The sequence below is a fragment of the Pseudomonas fluorescens genome (genome assembly GCF_001648775.1).
Lineage (GTDB): Bacteria > Pseudomonadota > Gammaproteobacteria > Pseudomonadales > Pseudomonadaceae > Aquipseudomonas > Aquipseudomonas fluorescens_M.
In genome coordinates, this window is sequence record NZ_LVEJ01000033.1 from 22,385 (window position 1) to 42,607 (window position 20,223).

General features: G+C 59.9%; 12 protein-coding genes. 2 read left to right on the forward strand and 10 right to left on the reverse strand.

The annotated features are described in order from the left end of the window. Window positions 1–21 precede the first annotated feature (21 nt). Both A8O26_RS26630 and sohB read right to left on the reverse strand, forming a co-directional pair. Window positions 22–4,902 (reverse strand): dermonecrotic toxin domain-containing protein, encoded by a 4,881-nt coding sequence (locus A8O26_RS26630; protein ID WP_064120617.1) that lies wholly within the window; start codon window positions 4,900–4,902, stop codon window positions 22–24. Between the two features lie 191 nt (window positions 4,903–5,093). Continuing rightward, complete coding sequence (gene sohB / locus A8O26_RS26635) at window positions 5,094–6,128, reverse strand: protease SohB (RefSeq protein WP_064120618.1); 1,035 nt, start codon at window positions 6,126–6,128, stop codon at window positions 5,094–5,096. Window positions 6,129–6,332: 204 nt separating this feature from the next. Between sohB and A8O26_RS26640 the strand changes: the two genes are divergently transcribed. Together A8O26_RS26640 and A8O26_RS26645 are read left to right on the forward strand one after the other, a co-directional pair. Then, window positions 6,333–7,043 carry a histidine phosphatase family protein gene (locus tag A8O26_RS26640; RefSeq protein WP_064120619.1) on the forward strand — a complete coding sequence of 237 codons (711 nt, stop codon included), beginning with the start codon at window positions 6,333–6,335 and terminating at the stop codon, window positions 7,041–7,043. 50 nt (window positions 7,044–7,093) lie between these two features. After that, window positions 7,094–7,411, forward strand: coding sequence for an SCP2 sterol-binding domain-containing protein (locus A8O26_RS26645; RefSeq protein WP_007912567.1), 318 nt, complete (start codon window positions 7,094–7,096; stop codon window positions 7,409–7,411). Window positions 7,412–7,463: 52 nt separating this feature from the next. Here A8O26_RS26645 and A8O26_RS26650 read toward each other — a convergent pair whose 3' ends face one another. The 8 genes from A8O26_RS26650 to A8O26_RS26685 form a co-directional block, all read right to left on the reverse strand. Next, window positions 7,464–9,035: an ABC transporter ATP-binding protein gene (locus tag A8O26_RS26650; protein WP_064120620.1), complete on the reverse strand. Its 1,572-nt coding sequence runs from the start codon at window positions 9,033–9,035 to the stop codon at window positions 7,464–7,466. A gap of 1 nt (window position 9,036) precedes the next feature. Continuing rightward, window positions 9,037–10,059 (reverse strand): ABC transporter permease, encoded by a 1,023-nt coding sequence (locus tag A8O26_RS26655; protein WP_064120621.1) that lies wholly within the window; start codon window positions 10,057–10,059, stop codon window positions 9,037–9,039. Next, window positions 10,059–11,123 carry a microcin C ABC transporter permease YejB gene (locus tag A8O26_RS26660; protein ID WP_064120622.1) on the reverse strand — a complete coding sequence of 355 codons (1,065 nt, stop codon included), beginning with the start codon at window positions 11,121–11,123 and terminating at the stop codon, window positions 10,059–10,061. The genes A8O26_RS26655 and A8O26_RS26660 overlap by 1 nt, the downstream gene beginning before the upstream one ends. After that, a complete protein-coding gene (locus tag A8O26_RS26665) occupies window positions 11,110–12,951 on the reverse strand; it encodes an extracellular solute-binding protein (protein WP_064120623.1) in 1,842 nt (613 codons plus the stop codon). The genes A8O26_RS26660 and A8O26_RS26665 overlap by 14 nt, the downstream gene beginning before the upstream one ends. A 225-nt stretch (window positions 12,952–13,176) precedes the next feature. After that, a complete protein-coding gene (locus A8O26_RS26670; protein ID WP_064120624.1) occupies window positions 13,177–15,831 on the reverse strand; it encodes a TonB-dependent receptor in 2,655 nt (884 codons plus the stop codon). Window positions 15,832–15,949: 118 nt separating this feature from the next. After that, window positions 15,950–16,453 carry an RES family NAD+ phosphorylase gene (locus tag A8O26_RS26675; protein WP_064120625.1) on the reverse strand — a complete coding sequence of 168 codons (504 nt, stop codon included), beginning with the start codon at window positions 16,451–16,453 and terminating at the stop codon, window positions 15,950–15,952. After that, complete coding sequence (locus tag A8O26_RS26680; RefSeq protein ID WP_172828217.1) at window positions 16,450–16,926, reverse strand: antitoxin Xre/MbcA/ParS toxin-binding domain-containing protein; 477 nt, start codon at window positions 16,924–16,926, stop codon at window positions 16,450–16,452. Before A8O26_RS26680 ends, A8O26_RS26675 begins: the two co-directional genes overlap by 4 nt. Window positions 16,927–17,196: 270 nt before the next feature. Further along, on the reverse strand, window positions 17,197–20,118 hold the full coding sequence (locus A8O26_RS26685; RefSeq protein WP_064120626.1) for a TonB-dependent receptor: 2,922 nt from the start codon (window positions 20,116–20,118) through the stop codon (window positions 17,197–17,199). Window positions 20,119–20,223 lie beyond the last annotated feature (105 nt).

Below are 20,223 nucleotides of genomic sequence, written 5' to 3' on the forward strand. Positions count from 1 at the left end.
CTGCGGACTCGGGGTTCTCGCTTAACCCTTTGACTGTCCAAATCTGCCCGGCACCGCCGCTGGCAAGGTCAACCCGGGGTGTCGCTTCAACGCCTCCGTCGTCAGTTGCCTGCGCAACTGCGTGCCTTCGTTCCTGAAGTTATCGAGAATGGTCGCCATCTGCTGCGAAGCCGCCAGGCGCGAAAGTCCGGTTTGTCTTTCCAGTTGCGCCAGTGATCGCGCACTGCGCTGCAGGTTACCCTCAAAGGCATTGCGATGGGTCGTCAGCAAGTACTCCGACCAGAACTCCTCCTGACTGATCGACTCCATCAACTGAGCGCTTTGCTCAGCCTTGATGACCTCGGCAAAGACCTGCTCGATTTGTGCGGTGGTCACCTCAACGTCCAGCGCTGCATTCAACTGCCTGGGTTGGCCGGGCAATTCCAGTCGCTGGGCCAGTCGCACCCTATAGATCAGGCTGATGTCCAAGGCTTGTGATGAAGTCAGTGAAGCTGACTGCGCGCGCTCCGCGACATCCATCAATGCGCGCCGTTGCACCTCATGCAAGCGAAACTGTCCGCGCAACAAGCCGATCAGCTCGCCTTCGAGGGTCTGCGTGCCGCTGCCCGACCCCGCCGCCGCTGCCCGATGACACAAAAACCTCACCTCCAGGTCGCTGAATAGCACAGCAACATTAACGGCGCTGGCCCGGCCTGTACTGGCCAGCCGAAACAGCGTGCGACGCAGTCTGGCGTCTGCGCAGCTTGCTTCAAGGACGTTCCACAGGCGCTGAGCCAGTTGATTGCGGGTGCGGGCGAAATCGGCCGTTCCACGCAACTGCTCCAGCACCTCGAAAAAATCCCGCGACTGCGGATCTGCCAACAACGCCGTCAACACCTGCTGCGCGCGAGCTACCGATACCTGCGCCAGGCCATTCACCCAACCACTGCCCTGCTTGTCGACAGCCTGCCACGGCTTGCCTTGGTAATCAGGGGTCATCACGCCCAGATCGATACCCTGGGTCTTCTGGTATTGCGCAATCGCCTTGAGGCTCGACGCAGACAGCGGGTTGCCGTCGATATTGGTGCCACGATTCAGGCCTGGCGGGTAGGTGAAGACCGCTGCCGGCACTTCGGCGATTTTGTTGTTGCGCAAATCAAACGCCTGCAGCCGAGTCAGCGCACCGATGTCCGATGGCCATTCGGTAATCCCTGAGGCACGTAGCGCCAGACGCCGCAATCGACGCAGCGCTGCAACCCGGGGTGCACGGCCCAATGTCGGGTTTAAACTCAGATCCAGCGAGACCAGGCCCTCGTTGCCAGCGAACTCGGGCGTCGACCGCTCGGCGAACTCGATTCGATTTTCGCTCAGGTCCAGATGACGTAAACCGGGCATGTCTTCGATTGCCTGCGGAATGCGCGTCAGCTCGTTGCCCGACAAGTCCAGAGTGCCGAGCCGGGGGAAGTTGCGCAGGAAAGTGTTCAGGCCGGCACTGGCGCCCACGCCTTTGAGTTGCAGAACCACGATGTGACTGAAATCGGCAACGATCACTGGCAGGTCACCCAGCGGCACCGAATCCAGCGTCAGACTGTGCAAGCTGTGACCCGATTCATGCGTGATGCGCGTCTCCCGGCGCCAGGCGCGCCGGATCGCCTGGGCGGCCCGCGACTTGCTGTGCGGTGGCACCTTTTGGCGCACACCGCCAGGGGTGTGATACCAGGTGTCGCGATGGACCCAACGCTCCAGCGCTTCGACCATAGTGGCGTACTGCACTCGGATGTCCTCAAGTTTTCGCACGGCGAGGACGTCGTCAGCATCCAGTGATGCCACAAACCTTTCGATCTGCTCGGTCGAGTGGGAAGGATAAAGTTCACGCGCGCGCTGCATGATCGCTGCCGATCTGGACATCAAGGGACGCGGATCCGGCGCCAAAAGCCCGATGGAATGTTCTATCCGCCGGTCCGCCAGCCCCATGGGCGAACGATAGTCTACGTGTACCGCGCCGACAGCCAGCACGCGGGAAAAGGCCTCGCGTCGTTGCAACGCCAGTGCGGTGATTTTCTGGCGCAGTGCGCTGCCGTCCAAGTCCGTTTCAACGCCCAGCGCCTTGCGGGCGTGCAGCGGAAGGCTTTCCCCTAACGTGCGAAAGAAGTCTGCACGGGTGCGTGTGGGCTGCGTCGAGACGACGGTTCCCTGCGTGTCCAGGCCCTGATAATGATCCGCGTGGGCCTGAATCACGACGTTGTAGGCGGCCCCCCTTGGCCCCAGCCGAATGGCTTCTGTGGCCGCTGCTGGCGCCTCGACTATTTCGACCGAGACATCGCCGGGCCAACCGGGCAAATGCGTCAAGGTATCGAGCACTAGCCAATCGCCGTCGCGCCCGCTGACTGCATCCAGATACAACCCCTCATACGCCCGGCTCACGCGCTGAATCTGTTCATAACGCCGCGCCTCCTCAGCGAGTCGCAGCGGTACATCGGCGGATTCGAGTTGCGCCCATTCACGTACATCGGCGTGTCGCTCCAGTTCATCGGCGATGCTCGCGGACAACTGCGTGAATGCCTTGCGAAGGGGTTCCCCACGAACGGTTTCGCAGACGTCAGCACGTGCATACAGCCGATTCATCAGGGCACCGCGCTGGCGCGTCGCGAGTTCACTGACAACGTTGTTGAGCAAGGTTAGCTGTTCGGAGGCGGAAGCCGCCGTCTCCTCCAGCAGATGCGACTTCTCAGCGACTTTGAGCCCCGCCAGCAATGCCGTGTGAAACTGGCCTTTGTGCAGCGCATCCTTGCTCAGTTCGAGACGTCGAGTAGCGCTTTCAGCCCCATAACGCGCCACGTCCCCTGCCCCTGCGTCCTTCACAATTACCGCCAAATCTGCCGGCCAGCGCGACGTCGTGGTCAGTAGATACAACTGCAGATCGGCGTCGGCCAATGCCGCCGTCGATGGCGAGCCTGTTTCAAGCAGAAACTGTGACACCTGCGCATCCGCACGAAAGCGCCTGACGGCATCGGTCAGTAACGCCATCGGCCCATCCCGCTGGACGAACAACTGGCGCATCTGTGTCTCATCGATACCGGTGCAGGCGATGGCCTGTAGCGCCCGGGCATCGGGCAGCCCCTCTTCGCGGTAACCGAGACGGCGCAACAAAGTGAGCTGGCTCCAGCCCTGCGCCAGTTCCGAGTCGTGGCGCCAGGCCCCAGCACCATTGGTTTCGAGCAACGGGTTATAGCGCGTCGACAACGCTGTGCCACACACCTCCCAGAGTCCCGTGCCGGTGACTGGGCGTACTGCATAGGCATCCGGTCCCAGCGGTAAATAACGCTCGTTTTCCCGCCAGATCAATCCTTGTTTATCCGTGGAAAGGTGATGCGCGGTGGGCTCCCATTGACGATAGGCCGCCATGTTCGGGCTCCACAATCGATTGACGTAACCTGAGATGGACAGCCGTCGCAAACCTTGCACGAAGTTCGACGAACGTACGGTTTTGTATGCCTTGCCTGCGGTGGCTCCACCGGCGGCGAAGGCTGTCATGAGGATCACGTTTTCCAGCGTGTCGAACAGACAATCCGTCGCGTGCTCCTGATCACCGACGGCCCAGCTTTCCACGCCTTCGTAAATCTCGTTGAGCAATTGCACACCAGCCACCGCAAACATTATTTCGCCGATGACGGGGACAAAAGACGCAAAGAACGTCAGCGTGTTCAAGCCGATGGTTTTATAGGTTTCCAACCTCGCCAGACGCGTCTTCTCATCTTCATCGCCGGTCGGCACCACCAGCAAGCGGGACTCCGCGCGGACCTTGTTCGAATGATGTTGAAACAACGCCACAAACAGGTTGCCCTTGGCGGGCCCCTCAGGCGAAACCGTCGTCACAGGCAAATAGAACGTGGCAAATGGAAATTGCGTCGACGTTGCGTCCAACAGCCTGACCGCCAACCCGGCCATGAATGTCGAGCGCTGCCCGAGGAGGATGAAACGCATGAAAAAGTTGCGCCATTGGGCGTCACGCAAACGCATGCTCAACTGGCGCTCGAACACCGAGAACGACGTGTATTCCTTCAGCGGGTGCTCCGGATCACCGGGTATGTAAACCACGCAGCGCTGGTCATCTCCAGCACGCGCGCCGACCGGCCCGATCAGCATCGGCCCTCTCAATATCACCCCGAGCATCTCCAACTGCTGGTAACGCAGGGTGGTTTGATTCAGTTTGATCGTAGCGGCGCAATCCTTGACCGATTTGAGCATCGCATAAACATCAGCACTGATCTGTCCGCGCATAAACGCGATATGCCGGTCGACCTCGAATTGATCCCTGGAGCACGTCACGGCAACGGCCTGCAAACTTCCCGCTTGAGTATCAGTGCCAAACAATACTTCAACATGTTTTTGGTATTGCGCGCCCAAGTCGAGATCACGGCACAGTTTGGCGAACTCATGGGGCTTGAGTGGCAGCACCCGACTTTGTTTTCCGGTAACACGTTCCGGAATATAAATAAGTGAGTGCTCGCTGTAGTTGTTCGATTGGGTTTCTGATAATTCAAAGTTCTCGCAGGCAGCTGTTAACAGATCACGCTGAATGGGCAGTACCAGTTTCTTGCGCAACCCGAGCAGGCTGGAAGTCGAGCGAATATGCTGGAAAAGCGCGCCTGGGACCTCGAACGGTTCGCCCAGCTTTTTCGAGACCGCGCTGGCCAGCAGAGGTGTACAGAAGCTCTGCGGAGAACTCAACGCCTTGGCCTGTTCGCGGGCGACATGCCGGGATTGGTAGCTGAGCTTGAGGCTTTTATAGAGTTCGTCGCGCAACTCGCTCGACGAATCAAGCAACCAGACGGGGATTTGCTCTTTGAACAATTCATAAAAGACGCCCTGTTGCGCGGGTGTCATTTCAACACGTTTCAATGCTTCACTTTTAACGTCCATGTACAAAAACCTTAATCTGATTTGAGCCATCAGAATAAAGTTGAAATAAAATCGGATACAGCGCGTTTAGTTGATCAACTCAAGCCGAATTGATCAACAATCAAAAAGATAAAAATAGATAAGTAACGCACGAGTTGTTGCAGACACTGAAGCACGCTCGCGTGACGGCCGTCACACGAGCGCCGACAGGTTTACCAGAAGCGTTGCTGGGTCAGGCGGCTCCACCAGCTCAGCAGTACACGGTCGACCGAACCGCTGGCCGCCATGCCGATGCGCTCCTGCAAGCTTTTACGCTCGGCGTAGTGCAGGTGGTAGACCTCGGCCTGTTTGGCCTTCTGCGCCAGGTATTCATCGCTGGTCTTGAGCTCATCGACCAGTTGCATGTCCAGTGCGGCGACGCCCAGCCAGACTTCACCGGTTGCCACTTCATCGATCGCCAGCTGCGGGCGATAACGGGCGACGAAGTTCTTGAACAGTTGATGGGTGATGTCCAGGTCTTCCTGGAACTTCTCGCGGCCCTTCTCGGTGTTTTCGCCAAACACGGTCAGGGTGCGTTTGTACTCGCCGGCGGTCAGTACTTCAAAGTCGATGTCGTGCTTCTTCAGCAGGCGGTTGACGTTGGGTAACTGCGCGACCACACCGATCGAGCCGAGAATCGCGAAGGGTGCGCTGATAATCTTCTCGCCAATGCACGCCATCATGTAGCCGCCGCTGGCCGCGACCTTGTCGATGCACACGGTCAGCGGCACGCCGGCCTCGCGGATCCGCGCCAGTTGCGACGACGCCAGACCGTAGCTGTGGACCATGCCGCCACCGCTTTCCAGGCGCAGGACCACTTCGTCTTTGGGCGTGGCGAGGGTCAACAGCGCGGTGATTTCATGGCGCAGGCTCTCGGTGGCCGAGGCTTTGATGTCACCGTCGAAATCGAGGACGAATACGCGGGATTTGGCTTCAGCAGGTTTTTTCTTCTGCTTTTTCGCGCTTTTCTCGGACTTGGCTTCGCCCTTGCGCAACGCCTTGAGCTGATCCTTGTCGAGCAGGGTCTGTTCGAGCCGCTCACGCAGGCCCTTGTAGAAATCATTGAGCTTGCTGACCTGCAACTGACCGGCCGACTTGCGCCGGCCCTTGCTGCGCAGCGCGGCAAAACTGGCGAGCACCACCAGAATGGCGATCACCAGGGTAACGGTCTTGGCCAGGAAACTGGCGTATTCGGTGAAAAACTCCACAGAGACTCCTTAGAACAGTGCGTGGATGTGAAACACACGCGGGATGGTTCCAGCATACCCATGCGCCGGCTCGTCGGCCAGCCGTGAAACCTCTGGCAACACCCCTGTAACGGGCATTTCAAACAAGCGTATGTTTTTTCATTGACAGCTCTCCGCCATCCTCATAACCTCGCCAAACCTTCAACGTACCGGGATGACGCGGACGTGGGCAGCATCTACTTGATTCGACATGGCCAGGCCTCCTTTGGTGCAGACGACTATGACGTCCTGTCACCCATCGGTGTGCGCCAGGCAGAAATCCTCGGTCAGCACCTCGCTGAACTGGGGATCAGCTTCGATCGCTGCCTCGCCGGTGACCTGCGTCGTCAGCAGCACACGGCCACCAGCGCACTGGCGCAATTCGCCGCCAAAGGGCTGCCGGTACCGACGCTGGAAACCGACTCCGCGTTCAACGAGTTCGATGCCGACGCGGTGATCCGTGCCCTGCTCCCGGACATGCTGGCAGACGAGCCGGAAGCGCTCGACATCCTGCGCAACGCCGCGCAGAACCGTGGTGAGTTCCAGCGTATTTTTGCCCTGATCATCGAGCGCTGGCTGGCCGGCACCTACGACACGCCGGGGCTGGAAAGCTGGCTGGGTTTCGTCGAACGGGTTCAGGCCGGGCTGCAGCGGATTCTTGATCTGGCCGATAAAAATCAGAAAATCGCCGTGTTCACCTCCGGCGGGACCATCACCGCCCTGCTCCACCTCATTACGCAAATGCCTGCAAAACAGGCCTTTGAATTGAACTGGCAAATCGTCAACACCTCGCTCAACCAGCTGAAGTTCCGCGGTCGCGAGGTGGCTCTGGCTTCCTTCAACAGTCACGCACACCTGCAACTGCTGAAGGCTCCGGAACTCATCACTTTTCGCTGAGTCCGGATAACTGTGAACCTTGCTGTAATCAACCTCATAAGGATCGAACCATGACCTCCGTAGCTGATGCCGTAAAAGCAATGCAAGCCAAGTTCAACCCAGCCGCTGCTGCCGGTCTGGATCTGGTCTTCGGTTTCAACATCACCGACGAAGACAAGCAATACTCGCTGATCGTCAAAGATGGCACCTGCGATATCCAGGAAGGCGAAAACCCGGACGCCAACTGCACGCTGGTACTGGACAGCGAAACCCTGAAAGGTATCGTCAGCGGCGAAACCGACGGCATGCAGGCGTTCATGGGCGGCAAGCTGCGCGTTGAAGGCGACATGATGCTGTCGATGAAACTGTCCGAGCTGTTCCCTTCGTAAGACGGCTGTGCAGTGACAGCAAAATCCCGCCCCTGTGGCGGGATTTTGCGTTTCAGGCGAACGACGCGGCCAGCAACTCGCGGGTATACGGATGCTGCGCCGATTGGAACAGCGCCTGTGTTTCCCCGCGTTCCACCACCTCACCGTCCTGCATCACGATCAAATCGTGGGCCAGCGCCCGCACCACCGCCAGATCATGACTGATGAACAAATATGTCAGGCCATGTTCCGCCTGCAATCGCCGCAACAACGCCACGATCTGCTTTTGCACCGTGCGATCGAGTGCCGAAGTCGGCTCATCCAGCAGAATCAGATCCGGCTTGAGCACCAGTGCCCGGGCAATGGCGATGCGTTGCCGCTGACCACCGGAAAACTCGTGGGGATAGCGATGGCGGGTTGCCGGATCGAGGCCGACTTCGCGCAGCACATCAATCACCGCCGCCTCGCGCTCGCGCGCATTCAAATCACTGTGCACCTGCAAACCTTCGGCGATGATCTGCTCCACGCACAGGCGCGGACTGAGACTGCCGAACGGATCCTGAAACACCACTTGCAGGCGTTTGCGCAGCGGCCTGAGCTGCTTGCCGCTCAAGTGCTCCAGCGCCTCGCCCTGAAAGCGAATGCTGCCCTGAGCATCCAGCAAACGCAGAATGGCCTGGCCCAGTGTCGACTTGCCTGAACCGGATTCGCCGACGATCCCCAGGGTTTTGCCGCGCTGAAGATTCAAATCAATGCCGTTGACCGCGTGCAACCAAGACTTCGCACGCAGCCAACCGCCTCCCAACCGGAAGCGCACATTGAGATCACGCACCACCAGCAAATCCTCGGCCGGCTCCCGGCATAACGCCTCGCCAGCCGGCTCGGCGTTGAGCAACTCGATGCTGTAAGGGTGCTGCGGCGCGTTGAATAATTGCTCACAGGTGCCTTGCTCGACGATCAATCCGCCACGCATAACCGCGACTCGTTGAGCGATATGGCGTACCAGATTCAGGTCATGACTGATGATCAGCAGCGCCATGCCCAGCCGCTCCTGCAACTCTTTTAGCAACAGCAGAATCTTGCGTTGTACGGTCACGTCCAGCGCCGTGGTCGGTTCATCGGCAATCAGCAACTGCGGCTCGCAGGCCAACGCCATGGCGATCATCACCCGTTGTCGCTGACCGCCGGAGAGCTGGTGCGGATAGGCTTTGAGCCGTTCGCGCGGACGCTGAATGCCGACCAGTTCCAGCAACTGCAAAATACGCTCGCGTGCTGCCGCGCCGGCCAATCCCTTGTGCAAGGCGAGGCTTTCACCGAGTTGGCGTTCGACGGTGTGCAGCGGGTTCAGCGAACTCATCGGCTCCTGAAAAATCATCGCGATGCGGTTACCGCGCAATTGCCGCAGATAGCGCTCGTGCACACCCAGCAATTCCTCGCCGGCATAACGAATGCTGCCACCGACCTTGGTGATGTTCGGGTCAAGCAGTTGCAGGATGCTGTGGGCGGTCACCGATTTGCCCGACCCGGACTCGCCGACCAGCGCCACGCACTCGCCGGGGCGGATGTCGAGGTCGATGCCCTGCACCACCGGTTGGCCATTGAATGCTATGCGCAGGTCCCGTATTTCGATCAGATGTTCAGGCATTTCAAGTCCTCGGATCAAACGCATCGCGGCAGGCCTCACCGATGAATACCAGCAGTGAAAGGATCACCGCCAGCGCACAGAACGCCGTCAAACCCAACCACGGCGCTTGCAGATTGTTTTTGCCTTGGCCGATCAATTCACCCAGCGAAGCGCTGCCGGCCGGCATGCCAAAACCGAGAAAATCCAGGGCCGACAGGGTCGCGATGGCTCCGGTGAGAATGAACGGCAGATAGGTCAGCGTTGCGCTCATGGCGTTGGGCAAGATGTGCCGCACGATCACCTGCGTATCCCCCACGCCCAGTGCCCGCGCCGCTTTTACATACTCAAGACCACGGCTGCGCAAGAACTCGGCGCGCACCAAATCGACCAGGCTCAGCCACGCGAACAACGCCATGATCCCCAGCAACCACCAGAAATTCGGCTCGACGAACCCGGACAGAATGATCAGCAGATACAGGACCGGCAGCCCCGACCACACCTCCAGCAAACGCTGCCCGAGCAAATCGACCCAGCCACCGTAGTAGCCCTGCAATGCACCGGCGGCGATGCCGATCACGGCGCTGATTGCCGTCAGCGCCAGGGCAAACAGCAGCGACACCCGCGTGCCGAAAATCACCCGCGCGAGGACATCCCGCGCCTGATCGTCGGTGCCCAGCCAGTTCTCGCCGCTCGGTGCGCTCGGCGCGGGTTCGCTCAGGTCGTAATTGACCGTGTCAAAACCGAACGCGATCGGCGCAAACCACAAGCGCCCGCCCTGTCCTTCGATCAGTTGGTGCACTTGAGCGCTGCGATAGTCCGGTTGAAACGGCAGTTCACCGCCAAAGTCCTGCTCGGTGTAGCGCTTGAACGCCGGGAAGTACCACTGGCCCTGAAACGCCACCAACAGCGGTTTGTCATTGGCAATCAATTCGCCACCGAGGCTCAGACCGAACAATCCCAGAAACAGCCACAGCGACCACCAGCCGCGCCGGTGTGCCTTGAATCGTGCCCAGCGCCGCTGGCCGATTGGCGATAACGTCAGCATCAGGCTGCCCTCGTGGTGAAGTCGATGCGCGGATCGACCAGCGTGTAACAGAGATCGCCGAGCAGTTTTATCAGCAGACCGAACAAGGTGAAGATGAACAGCGAGCCGAACACCACCGGGTAATCCCGCGACACGGCGGCTTCGTAGCTCAGGCGTCCGAGGCCATCGAGGGAGAAGATCACTTCGATCAGCAGCGAGCCGCCGAAGAACACCGTGACCAGCGCCTGAGGCAATCCGGCGACGACCAGCAGCATCGCGTTGCGAAACACATGGCCGTACAACACCTGGCGTTCGCTGAGGCCTTTGGCCCGCGCCGTCAGCACGTACAGCCGCGAAATCTCATTGAGAAAACTGTTCTTGGTGAGGATCGTCAGCGTCGCAAAACCGCCGATGACCAGTGCTGTCACCGGCAACACCAGATGCCAGAAATAATCAGCGACCTTGCCCCACAGCGACAGTTCGGCGAAGTTATCGGATACCAGTCCACGCACCGGAAACCAGTCCAGCGCCGTGCCGCCGGCAAACACCACGATCAGCAACAATGCGAAGAGAAACCCCGGCATCGCATAACCGATGATGATCGCCGCACTGCTCCAGACATCGAATGCCGAGCCGTTGTGCAGCGCTTTGCGAATGCCCAGCGGAATCGACACCAGATAGGTGATCAGCGTCGCCCATAGGCCCAGCGACAAGGTCACCGGCAGTTTCTGCCAGATCAGTTCAGTGACGCTCGCGCCGCGAAAAAAGCTCTGGCCGAAATCCAGTTGCGCATAGCTTTTGAGCATCAGCCACAAACGCTCGCTGGCGGGTTTGTCGAAGCCGTACTGACGCTCGATGTCGGCCACCAGCTTGGGGTCCAGACCTCGGGTGGCGCGTGACTCGCCGCCGATGGTTTCGACATGGCTGGCGCCCACTGCCGCGCCGACGCCAATGCCTTGCAAGCGCGCGATGGCCTGCTCTACCGGGCCACCGGGCGCGGCTTGCACGATGACGAAATTGACCAGCAGGATCGCGAACAAGGTCGGCACGATCAGCAGCAGACGCCGCAGGCTATAACCCCACATGGCTGGACTCCTTGTGCATCTGGGCTGACGTCAGTGCCGTCGGGCTGATTTCCCACCAGGTGTCGAGGCCAGCGTCGTACAGCGGCGCAATTGCCGGCCGGCCGAAGCGGTTCCACCACACCGTGGAAATTCCCGGCGGGTAATAGTTGGGCACCCAGTAGTAGCCCCACTGCAACACCCGATCCAGCGCATGAGCATGGCGCAGCAGACTCTCGCGATTGTCGGCCTGGGCCAGCCCTTCGAGCAGCGCATCGACGGCCGGATCGCGCAGCACCATGTAGTTGTTCGACCCCGGGTCATCGGCACCGTCAGAGCCGAAATAGTTGAACATCTCGCGCCCCGGCGCCTGACTCACCGGGTAGCCGGCAACAATCATGTCGTAGTCACGATTACGCACGCGGTTGGTGTATTGCGCGGTGTCGACCTGGCGGATATCGAAGCCGATGCCGATCTGCGCGAGGTTGCGTTTGAACGGCAGCAACAGCCGTTCGAAACCCTTCTGACCGTTGAGGAAAGTGAAGTGCAGCGGCTCGCCATTGGCGTTCACCAATTGATCGCCACGGGGTTTCCAGCCAGCGGCTTCGAGCAATTTCAAAGCCTGTAATTGCTCGGCGCGGACATTGCCGCTGCCGTCGGTTTTCGGCGGTTGAAAGACCTGCGTGAAGACTTCATCGGGAATCTGCCCGCGCCACGGCTCAAGGATTTTCAGTTCTTCGGCGTCCGGCAATGCGTCGGCCGACAATGCGCTGTGAGAGAAATAGCTGCGCTGGCGCAGGTACATGCTGCGCATCATCTGCCGGTTGCTCCATTCAAAATCCCAGAGCATGGCAATGGCCTGACGCACGCGGCGATCCTGAAACAACGGCTTTTGCAGGTTGAACACAAAACCCTGCGCACCTTGCGCGGCACCGGGTGCAAGATGTTCACGAAGCAATTTGCCTTGCTCCAGTGCCGCGCCGGCGTAACCGATGGTGAAGCTGGTGGCCGAGAACTCACGGTTGTAATCGAAGCCACCGGCCTTGAGCACCTGCCGCGATACGTCGGTGTCGGCGAAGAACTCCACACTCAGGTGATCGAAGTTGTACAGCCCGCGAGTAATCGGCAAGTCCTTCGCCCACCAGTCCTGCACCCGCTGGAATTTCACGCTGCGCCCGGCATCCACTGCGCTGATCCGATACGGACCGCTGCCCGGCGGGATCTCGAAACCGCCGCCGTCAGCGAAGTTGCGCGTGCGCCACCAATGTTCGGGCAGCACCGGCAGCGTCCCCAGATCCAGCGGCAAGGTGCGGCTGTCGTTGTTCTTGAACAGGAACCGCACCTGAGTCGGTGACTCCACCACGACTTCGGCGACATCGCGAAACTGCTGGCGGTATTTGAGGCTGCCCTGAGTGGTGAGCAGTTCAAAGGTGTAACGCACGTCTGCGGCGGTGATCGGCTGACCGTCGTCGAAATGCGCCTTCGGGTTCAAATAGAAGCGCAGCCAGCGGCGATCCGGATCCAGCTCCATCTGCTGCGCGACCAGCCCGTAAACGCTGTAGGGCTCGTCTTTGCTGCGATAGGCCAGCGGCGCGTACAGCCAACCGTCGACATCGGCCACGCCGGTGCCTTTGTCGGTGTAGGGAATCAGGTGGTCGAACGGACCGCTTTCCAGCGAGGAGCGGCGCAGGCTGCCGCCCTTCGGGGCGTCGGGGTTGGCGTAGGCCAGGTGCTGGAAGTCGGGGGCGTATTTGGGGGCTTCGCCGTAGACCGTCAGAAAAGTTTGCGGGGCAGCCCAACCGCATGGAATCAACAGCATGCACATGCTGAATAAAGTGAGTCTGGAGAACATTGGCAGATCCTTTTACACGGTGTCGCTAACGGCCTCTTCGCGAGCAAGCTCGCTCCCACATGGATCTTCTGTGAACTCAAGTCCCTGTGGGAGCGAGCTTGCTCGCGAAAGCGTCAGAGCAATCAACACACCCTCTGCCTACCTGTGATGTGCAACAGGCCGGCAATTTTTATAGAGCAGGCGTTAGATCAATAGGAGACTAAAACCCGCCCACTCTGATCATTTTCAAAACTTGTAACTGACCCGCGTGTACAGCGTCCGGCCAAACGGATCGCCGTATTTCGGGTCGTAACCGCTTTGGAAGGTGTAGGTCTGGTTGCTGAACGGCGGCTCGCGGTCGAACAGGTTTTTCGCGCCGAGGGTCACGCTGAGGGTTTTGCGCCAGGTGTACGTGCCGGCCAGATCCCAGACGTTGTAAGAACCGACGTAGTCGTGCGTCTCGCGATCGGAGTCGTGATAGCCGCTGGTGTAGCGGTTGGTCAGGCTCGCGCCGAACGGGCCGTAATTCCAGCTGCCGGTCAGGCTGTGGCGCCAGCGCGCGACGGCACCGGCCGAAGCGAAATCACCACCACGAAAGTCGCCCAGTTTGTCGATGTAATCGCCCTTGAGCTGTTGCTGGTAGTCATAACGGGTGACGTAGGTGCCTTGCAGACCGATGCCGAAATTACCGTACGGCGTGCTCGGCAAACGGTAATCGAAGCTGACATCGACGCCATTGGTTTTGATCTTGCCGAGGTTGGCCAGCCCGGTGACGACATGGTCGATCGAGCCATCAGCCTTGCGCACCAAATGATCCGGGTACAAACCGGGGTCCTCGAACACCGCCGATTCAGGGAACTCGGCAATCTGGTTGGCGATGTCGATCCACCAGAAATCCAGCCCGGCCGTCAGGCGCTCGAATGGCTGATAGACAAACCCGAGGGTGACGTTGCGTGCAGTTTCCGGACTCAGGTCGGTGTTGCCGCCGCTGGTGCGGTTGAACTGTTGCGCACAGTCACGGTTGGCGATCCCGCCGTTGCTCGGATTCCCCCCGGGGCAAAGACGCGGATCGTTGTAGTTGGCGATGGTGAAACTGGTGAAGGTCGGGTTGTACAGCTCATACAACGACGGCGCGCGGAAGCCTTCACTGTAGGCACCGCGCACCACCAGTTCCTTGAATGGCTGGAAGCGGAACGAGTATTTCGGATTGGTGGTGCTGCCGAAGTCGCTGTATTTGTCGTGACGCACAGCGGCGGACAACTCCAGGCTGTCGAGCACCGGCACGTTGACCTCAGCGTATTGCGCCGAGACGCTGCGATCACCGGCCACGCTGCCATTCGGGTCAACGCCCAGGCTCTGCACATCACCGGCAAACGCCGCGAAATCCTGATGAAAATCTTCCTTGCGATACTCGCCGCCCAGCGCCAGTGCCGAAGGGCCGGCACCGAACCAGTCGCCAATCTCGCGGCTGACGCGCCCGTCGATGGCTTTGACACGCCCGACCGCCGTGGCGTAATCGCCATCCACCGCGTTGGCGGCCAACAGCGCTGAACCGGCGGCCGTCTGTGGCCCGAACGGATTGATCACACCGTTGGCAATGCCGGCACTGACGGCGCGGTCGTTGACGTAGCCGGACTCGATACTGTTGATGACCTTGTTCTGGTTGTACGAAGCGCCAACGTTGTAATCCCAACCGACCAGAGTGCCATCGAAACTCAGCAGCAAGCGCTGGCCGGTGTTGTCGTCCTCATGCTGACGCGCGCCGACTGCGGTTTCTCGCCAGTTCACATCCACCGGTTGCGTCGGGTCGAGGGCAAAGCCGTTGGGCCCCGGAGTGATGCCGTTACCGGGATAGAACGCAGTGCCCGGGTTGACCTGATTACCCATCAACGTGCCCGGGCCGATCTGTGTGCGGTTTTCGTTGCGCGCCCAGAAATATTCGAGGCTGACGTTGTGATCGTCCGAAAGCTTGCCGGTGGCTTTGGCGAAGGCCGACGTCTTCTCGGTTTCCGGGACCAGATCGAGGTAGTTCCACAGGCTTTGCCGGCAGATGCCGTTGCGCGCGAGCAAACCCGGCGCGTTGCAGCCGGAGCCGGCCAATGGGTTGGTGGCGTTGCTGCCCTGACTCCAGTTGGCCGGCGATGCGGTGCCGGAGGTGTAATCGAGCCCGCGGTTGGGCTGATAGTTGTAGGTGTAACCGCGATCTTCGGCGGCCAGCCGTTGCTGTTTGTCGTAACTGACCACGGCGAACACGTTGAAGCGATCATCCTGCAAATCACCGAAGCCCCAACTGCCGCTGAAGTTACGGCTCTCACCGCCACCGGCATGCGTCGGTGTGTCGTAGTTGGTACTGATCTGGCCATCAGTCAGGCTGGTTTTGGTGATGAAGTTGATCACCCCGCCAATCGCATCGGTGCCATACAGCGCCGATGCGCCATCACGCAGCACCTCGACCCGGTCAATGGCAGCGAACGGGATGGTGTTGAGATCAACCCCGGAACCGTTGATCGCGTTGGTCGCGTTGTTGCTCAGACGACGACCGTTGAGCAGCACCAGCGTCTTGTTCGCACCGATGCCACGCAAATCTGCATACGACGCGCCGCCACTGCTCGACCCTACCGAGCGACCGGAGCCAACGGAAGACTGGTTGGCGGAGATGCGGCTGACCAGTTCCTCGGTGGTGGACACGCCCTGCTCGCGCAGCTCTTCGACGCGCAGGATGGTCACCGGCACTGCGGTTTCTGCATCGACCCGGCGGATTGCCGTGCCGGTGACTTCGACCCGTTGCAGTTGCGTGGTCGGTTCGGTTGCGGTGCTGTCGGCAGCGAACGCCGGCAGGGTGTTGATTGCCAGCAGCAAGGCCAGGCTCAAAGGCGATTTAACCGGTGAAAACTGAATCATGAACAGCCATCCCTGCGTTTTGGTTTATGCAGGGATGTGCGATGACGCAGGAGGATTTATAGGGCGCGGTTTAGACCGTTGGGTGATGAGGTTATGCAATAAATGCCATGCCTGCCTATCAAGCCAATGCCATCTCTCTCAGCAACCGGGTATCCAGACCAAAACGTTCTTGAGAGACCATCTTGAATTGCCCCTCTGCCAGCTCGCAGCTCACCAGCAGATTCCACGAGTGGCGGGTTGCTGCCGAGGGGATCAGGATAAACGGATGCTCATCCAGTAAAGCGTCGGCAAACCGCTGCTGATTGGGCGACGGCCACGCGGGGCTCAACCAGTAAGGATTCGGTACCTCTTCGGGCTGAACGACTTTGACCCGTGCATCGCGGATGACTTCAAAGCACGTCAGTACATAAGGTTCTCTGTCCAGTGCATCAAAACTGTTATTGGCTGCCACCTCCAGAATGGCCGAGGACGGGTCAACAGATGCATAGACGACGCGCCGACCAGGCGCATTCCATCGACCGCCCTTCAGTTTTGACCCCATCCCGCGGTCCCACGTATCGCCATAGGCCTCCTGACCCAGGCGCCAGCCATACCAGTGCCCTTCCCAGGGCAAGGGATTCATGGGTAACCCCCGTACATGATTTGACACAAGTATTGCTCCACCATCTGGAAACCCAGTGGATGGCGGGTCAATTCCAACGGCACGTAGCCGTTGAGGTAAGGGGTGGGCTTCTGCATCCACAGCTCTGCCTGAGTCAGTCCGCCGAACGCCCGGGTGGCCATCTCCAACACCAGCGCGTATTGGTAGGCGACGACACTCTGTTGGGGGTCCAGCCGTACCGATTTTCCTTCCCTCAACAGCCGCCGCACGGTTCTGACAGACTTGCCGGTGATGCGTTTGACCATGTCTTCGCGCAGGTACATCTCGGAAGTCGAAAGCATGTTGACGACGTCGTTCAGCGCAAAGCCCTCGTCCGTCAGGCGGACAATCAGCATGGCGTCGTCACCGAGGTCCTGGCCGTTCACGAGCAGATCGACAGGCTTGCCCGCGACCTTCTTCAGTCCCGTCAGCCGGGGCACTTTGGGTGTGGGCATCGGGACATCCTCCATGGGGCATCTGGCGCGATCGTCGATCCAGAAATTGCGCAGGGAATAAACAGAGGTTTCATGCTCGTGGTGTGGGATTCGCATCTTTCATCCTTTTTCTGGGCTCTGGGCGTTCAAGCCGCTCAGCGACTTCAATGTCATGGCCGATGCTATAGATCGCGCTTCCGACGACCAACCTGAAAAAGTCGTCGGAAATATCCCCCACATTGCCCAAACAACTCCGGTTTCCGTAGGACGTAAACGCAGTACTGGCGCCGTTTAACTGCCGAAGTGATAACTCACATCCAGCCACCACTGGCGCCCGTACGGGTCATAGTTGCCGGTCGGGTAATACGGCCAGCCGGCCGAGTCATCGTGTTTGATCTGATTGAGGACGTTGTTCACCGTCAAACCGACGCTCGCGCGGTCATTCAATTTGTAACGCGCACTGGCGTTGAACACCGTCCACGGTGACAGGCGCCCGTCACCCGCGCCGTTGGTGACCGAGCCGTAGCGAATGCCCATCAGCGTCGCCGTGGCTTGCTGATAGTCCCAGGTCAGGCTGGCGTTGACCTTGCTGCGCCAGTCGTAGTTGGTACGCGAGGTGCGCAAGTCCTGGGTCGGCGCCTCCTCCGACTCCTTGTAGTAATGCGAAAGCACCAGGGTGTAACCCAGTGCCGAACTGAATGCGCCGTACTGCCCGGCGCCCCAGCGGATATTGCTCTTGAAATCGAGGCCGCTGACCCGTTCGCTGGCAGCGTTGATTGCGTTGACCCGCACGCGATTCAATTGGTTGGGATCAACCGCAGCATTGCCAGCGTTGCGATCAATGCGCGCCAGGGTCGACTGGCAATTGGCCGAGTTGATGTCCTGCGTGCCATTGCGGCATTCGTTTTCCTGCTGCAGCAAGCGGTTTTCATCGACGGTGGTCAGCAAGTCGTCGATCTCGACACGCCAGAAATCCGTGGAGAAATCGAAGTTGCGCGACGGCGACCAGACAAACCCGTACGTCCACGATTTGCCGCGTTCGGACTCCAGATCCGCCGTGCCGCTCTGGGTGTAATCGACCCGTCCACGATCACACGCGCCCTCGACGCCCTGGCTGCAACCGTAGTAGTCGATCTGCGCCGGGTAGTAGCCGTTGCTGTCGGATTGATAGATGTAGTTCAGGTCCGGCGCGCGGAAACTGGTGCCGTAACTGCCGCGCAACAACAGGCTGGTCACCGGCCGCCATTCCAGGCCGAGGTTGTAGGTTTTTTGCTGCTCGGTGCGGCCACTGAATTTGTATTGATCCCAACGCCCCGCCGCCGTCGCCAGCACGGTGTCGGTGACCGGAATGCTGAGCTCGCCACCGGCCGCATAACGCTTGCGCGAACCGCCGGAGCTTTGCGCCGGGCTGACGCCATAGAAGGTGCCATCGTTGAGGCCGTCATCCGGGTCAACGCGGTATTCCTGCTTGCCCGCCTCCAGCACCCCGGCGAAGCCCACAGGACCGGCCGGCAGGTCAAACAGATCACCATTGACCGAGGCGTTGTAACTGGTCGACACCGATTTGCTGCTCTGGGTCAGGTTGCCGCGAAACTGCTGCCACTCCTGCGGTGTCAGCGGCCGATCGAGACGCGAGGCATCCGGGGCGAATACCGGATAGCCGCCGCTGACGCCCAGTTGCGGGCCGAGGTAGAAGTCCTGAATCGACGACAGTGGCGTATAGCGCGTGGTCCTGACGCTGCGATATTCCGAGCGATTGGCCGCCAGATCATAACTCCAGCCGGTGTCGGCAATCTTGTCCGACAAGCCCAGGGTGCCGGTCCACGAGGTGTCGCGCCACTTGCTGTTGTTGCTGGTGCGCCCACCGATTTCTTCCTCACCGAAACGCCGATACCAACGCTCCAGATTACCGCTGTTCTGATTGATGAAATCCGGCGAGGTGAAGGTCGGGCCACGCGTGTTGTTCTGGATGTGATCGAGGCCGTACATCAAGTCGGCAAAGACCTGCCCGCTGTCGCTGAAATGCCAGGTGCCACGGGTGTAGCCGTCGTAGTTTTCTTTCTGGGTCTGAATGGTCCAGTAATCGTTGTACATCTGATCGGTGCGGCAACGTCCACCACTGTTGAACAGTTTGTTATCGAAGGTGCCTTGATAAGCGCCGCAGCCCGGGCCCAGATAACGGCTGTTGCTCAGGTCACGCCGGTAACCGACATCGGCCAGCGGGCCGCTTTGCATGAAGCCACGGTCATCCGCCCAGATCGGATCGCGCTGAGTCAGCTCAAGGCCGAACAATCCGTCGAAGTCACCCCAACTGCCGCCGCCGCTGAGCTGCAGGCGCTGATTGTCGCCGCCGCCGCGTTCCGTCGTGCCGCCCTTCAAGTTGACGTCGATGCCATTGATCTGCTTCTTGAGGATGATGTTGACCACCCCGGCAATCGCGTCCGAACCGTAAATCGCCGAAGCGCCGCTGCTGAGGATTTCGATGCGTTCGATGACCGCCGAAGGAATGTTCGCCAGGTTGGTGAAATTGACTTTGCCGTCGTACGGCGTCGGGTAATCGGCAACGCGCCGGCCGTTGATCAACACCAGCGTGTGGTTGGGGCCGAGGCCGCGCAAGTTGAGCGCACTGGCCGCCGGCTGCCAGGTGTTGCCGTAGTCTTCGCCCTGGGTCATGCCGGTGTTTTGTGTCTGCGTGGCCAAGGCGTCATAGACGTTCTTGTAGCCACGCGCTTCCATTTCCTCATGGGTGATGACGTTGACCGGCGTGGCGCCATCGCTCTGTGCGCGAGCAATGCGCGAGCCAGTGACGGTGACTTTTTCCATGCGGTAATCGGCGCTGGTGGCGGGTGCCACGGCGCTGACTTTGGCGGGCGTCGGCACCACCGCATCAGCCTCGCGAACGCTCAAGCCCTGCGCACTTTGCTCGACTTGCAGCCCACTGCCGAGTAGCGCTTTCTCCACCGCCTGACGCCCGCCCAACGCGCCGCGCACGGCCGTACTGCGCTTGCCTTGCACCAGTTGCTGACTGAACGAAATCGGCACACCGGTCTGCCGCGAGATGTCCAGCAGTACCTCGTCGAGCGCGCCACTGGCGATATCGAACGTAAACACCACCGCCGCAGGTTCCTGGGCAAAAACGGTCGCGGGGGCAATGCCCGTCACCAAGGCAGCGGCGAGGGTCAATCGAGGCAATTGTTGTTTGAGTAAGAACATCGGGGGGCTTCCCTGTTGAAGGCGTCTGCAGGGAATGAGCAGCGGGCCGGCGCTTTTTATAGGGCGACGATTAGTCCAAGAAGTCATATCGCTATAACCAACACA